Source organism: Planktosalinus sp., from assembly GCF_059864935.1.
Window position 1 is genome coordinate 1 of the sequence record NZ_JCBCCK010000049.1, and the last position, 3,678, is coordinate 3,678.

General features: G+C 37.9%; 4 protein-coding genes. 2 read left to right on the plus strand and 2 right to left on the minus strand.

Annotated elements, in window-relative coordinates; genetic code table 11:
• Positions 1 to 815 (minus strand): acyl transferase (locus tag AC6F75_RS02005; RefSeq protein WP_500713249.1); only part of this gene is annotated, 815 nt, incomplete at its 3' end.
• A 71-nt stretch (positions 816 to 886) separates the two neighbouring features.
• Positions 887 to 1,783 carry a T9SS type A sorting domain-containing protein gene (locus tag AC6F75_RS02010; protein WP_500713250.1) on the minus strand — a complete coding sequence of 299 codons (897 nt, stop codon included), beginning with the start codon at positions 1,781 to 1,783 and terminating at the stop codon, positions 887 to 889.
• Between the two features lie 267 nt (positions 1,784 to 2,050).
• Here AC6F75_RS02010 and AC6F75_RS02015 point away from each other — a divergent pair, with 267 nt between their 5' ends.
• Together AC6F75_RS02015 and AC6F75_RS02020 are read left to right on the plus strand one after the other, a co-directional pair.
• Positions 2,051 to 2,734 carry a response regulator gene (locus AC6F75_RS02015; RefSeq protein ID WP_500713251.1) on the plus strand — a complete coding sequence of 228 codons (684 nt, stop codon included), beginning with the start codon at positions 2,051 to 2,053 and terminating at the stop codon, positions 2,732 to 2,734.
• Positions 2,734 to 3,678 (plus strand): ATP-binding protein (locus AC6F75_RS02020; protein WP_500713252.1); only part of this gene is annotated, 945 nt, incomplete at its 3' end. The genes AC6F75_RS02015 and AC6F75_RS02020, both read left to right, overlap by 1 nt.

A 3,678-nucleotide genomic window follows, 5' to 3' on the forward strand; every position in this document is an offset into this window, starting at 1 on the left:
AAAACGATGGAAAGCGGGTCTTCTGTGTCTCTCGTGAATACTTTCATCCAGGGCGGGCAGTTAAAGATACCATCGCCTTTGGAATAAGCTTGTGACAGCAATTCAGTCATTCCGTATTCGCTGTGAATTTTTGAAACCCCAAACCCTTGCTTTAATTGGTCGTGTAATTCAGTTCTGATTAGTTCTTTGCGCCTGCCTTTCATGCCGCCGGTTTCCATAACGATGGTGTTTTTTAGTGAAAACTTATATTTATCAACCAAATCAAGTAAAGCAAAGGAAACGCCAATCAGCAACACTTTTTTACCGGAGTGGTCTAAAGTTTTAAGCATTTCGGCCAGTTCGTTCAATTGATTCAAATAGAAACCGCTTTCGCGAAACTTACTTTTCTGAATAAATTGATTGACCATATAAATCAATGACGACCCTTCGCGCTCAAGATAAGAAGGCAGTAAGCCCAACACCACATAATTTTCAATTGACCCGTAAAAATGCTCAAATGACTTAGTGAAACTATCTTCGTAAAGTTTTAGGTCAGTCACATAATGTTTGCTCACCTGAGTTCCTGTTGTCCCGCTACTTGTAAAAATGATATGCGGGTCGTTAACGGTTGAAACCACTTTTCTGGTTTTAAAAAACCCGATGGGAAGAAATGGAATTTGAGAAGTTGATTTAACATCTGCCGGATGCACATAAAGTAAATCGCAATAAGAGCGGTACACCCGATTGTTTTCAAACTGAAAGTGAAAAACCTCCAGTGCTTTGGATTCAAAATCACTTTCAGTTTTAATACTGAATATGGTGTCCTGCAGTGTCATCACAATAATTTACAAATAAAAAAGCTTCCGCAAGTTACGGAAGCTTTTAAAATCTTTAAACTTAAAATTGATTAGTTTACAACCAATTTTCTGGTAGTTGTTTTGTTATTGTCAGTTACCTGAACCAAATAAATACCTGCCTTCAGGCTTGACACATTAAGTGTGTTGTCTGAAATAGTTCTTGAAAGCACCTGTTTGCCTAAAACATCAAAAACAGTTACACGAAGTGGCTGGCTGTTGTTGGTATTTATTGTGACAACACCGCCGCTTCTCACAGGGTTTGGATAGATGCTCACTCCAGTTCTGTCAAAATCACTGGTGCTAAGAGTGCCTCCGGTAAATTTGATATTGTCCATACGGTTGTTACCGGTTGATGTGGTTGCTCCATCAAAAGTTACTCTAAGATAAGCCGTTGCAGCCCCGCTTAATTGAGATGGCCCATCAACTTCTACAAGGTAGTAAGACGTAACATTAGTTCCAGTAACAGTTTCAAAATCTGTAAAATTAGTTCCGTCTGTACTCCAAGACCACGTTTGAGTATCAAACCCAGAAGCAGTACCACGGGTAGCATAACTTATGTCTAAATCCTGATGGTTTTGCATAGAGAACTGAAACTGAATATAAGAACCGTTGTTGTCTGAATCTGTTCCTCCTTGAATGGAAATTGAACCGCCGGCTTCATCAGGAGCTTCCACATTGATGGTTGAACCGGCAAAGCTTGGCACCCATTTGTAAACCAAATCACCATTGGAATTAGTTTCTGTTTCGCTTAAAATCCCACCACCAACTGTAAGTTGGCCGGATCCTAAATCAGCATCTTGGGGGAATGCATCAGGATTGGCTAAAAAGCCAAAACCGCCACTAGGTAGATCATTACTGTTTTGATTCCAGTAAGCAATGATATCCTGAGACTGGATTGAGCCTGAAAATATAAGGGCAAGCCCTAAAAGAAAAGTAATTTTTTTCATCCTTAGATAAATTAATAGATTAAGTAAAAAACAAAAGTAATAAAAAAAGTTGAAAATGAGTAATTGCCATACAATATTGTGAGGAATTTAATCATTTCATAAAACCTACATTTTCAAATGTTTATCTCTCAAAGGCTTAGCATCAAAAGAGGTTGGGGTATATGTTATTTTATTGTTATCATTAAAAATGCACATTAAGATTGAAAGCAATTTAATAGTATCTTTACACTTTATTTACTCAACTCCGGTTTTTTGTTATGAAAAATTATGAAAAATAAGGACATTAAAATTTTACTTGTAGATGATGAACCTGATATTCTTGAAATTGTTGAATACAACTTAGCCCTCGAAGGCTATCAGGTTTTTAAAGCTGAAAACGGTCTAGATGCAATTAAAAAGGCCAATAAACACCATCCACATTTGATTATACTCGATGTAATGATGCCTGAAATGGATGGGATTGAAGCTTGTGAAAAAATAAGAGCCTTACCTGACCTGTCTGAAACTATTATTGCTTTTTTAACTGCCCGTGGCGAAGATTATTCACAAGTTGCCGGTTTTGAAGCTGGTGCCGATGATTACATCACAAAACCCATTAAACCTAAAGTTTTGGTCAGTAAGGTCAAGGCACTCTTAAGGCGTTTTAAAGAACCTACCCATGAAGAAGTAACAGTAAGCCATGGCAACCTGACTATTAATCGCGAAGAGTACAAAGTAATCAAAAACAAAAAAGAAATCATCTTACCTAGAAAAGAGTTTGAGCTCCTTGCTTTACTCGCTTCTAAACCCGGGAAAGTCTTTAAACGCGAAGATATTCTCGACAAAGTTTGGGGAAATGAAGTGGTTGTAGGTGGCCGAACCATTGATGTTCATATAAGAAAACTCAGGGAAAAAATTGGCGACGACAGCTTTAAAACTGTCAAAGGAGTGGGATATAAATTTGTTGTTTAATGACCCGTAAACTTAAAAGAACATATCACTTCGCAGCTGTTACTTCGCTTTACATTACACTGTTACTTTCGGTTATTTTTTTTATCTTTTTATACCTCAACAACCTTCATTCGATAGAAAATATTCTCTTTTTCTCACTTCTGGTTTACCTTTTTTCATTTTTTATCATTCAATATCGTGTCAAGCGCTTTATTTACAATCAGGTAAAGAAAATCTATAACGATGTGAGTTTGCTCGACGCTTCTTCGTTACATCCAAAGCAGATTACCACCGATATGGAATCACTTACCCGAGAGGTGGAAAAATTTGCAGAAAACAAAAAACTGGAAATTGAAACCCTTAAAGTCCGCGAGGAATACCGTAAAGAATTTATGGGCAATGTGGCTCACGAACTTAAAACTCCACTGTTTACTGTTCAGGGGTACATACTTACCTTGCTTGACGGCGCTATGAAAGACAAATCGGTGCGTAAAAAATATTTACAGCGTGCCAGCAAAGGCGTTGACAGACTCGTTTACATCGTAAAAGACCTGGATATGATTACCAAGCTCGAAATGGGCGATTTGGTATTGAGCAAAGAATATTTTAATGTCATCGAGTTGATTCAAAACGTTTTCGATCTACTCGAAATGAGAGCCTCACGCAAAAACATTACACTCACTTTTGATAAAAAATACGATGATTCAGTTTTTGTATATGCAGACCGGGAACGCCTTCAGCAAGTGCTAACCAACTTAATTGTCAACTCCATAAAATATGGAAAGGAAGAAGGCACCACCGAAGTCAGTGTGGAAGACCTCACCAAAAACAAAATCATTGTTAGAATAACCGACAATGGCGAAGGTATTGCCAAACAACACCTCACCCGCATTTTTGAACGTTTTTACAGGGTAGACAAAAGCGGCTCCCGAAAAGAAGGCGGTTCCGGACTTGGCTTATCAATC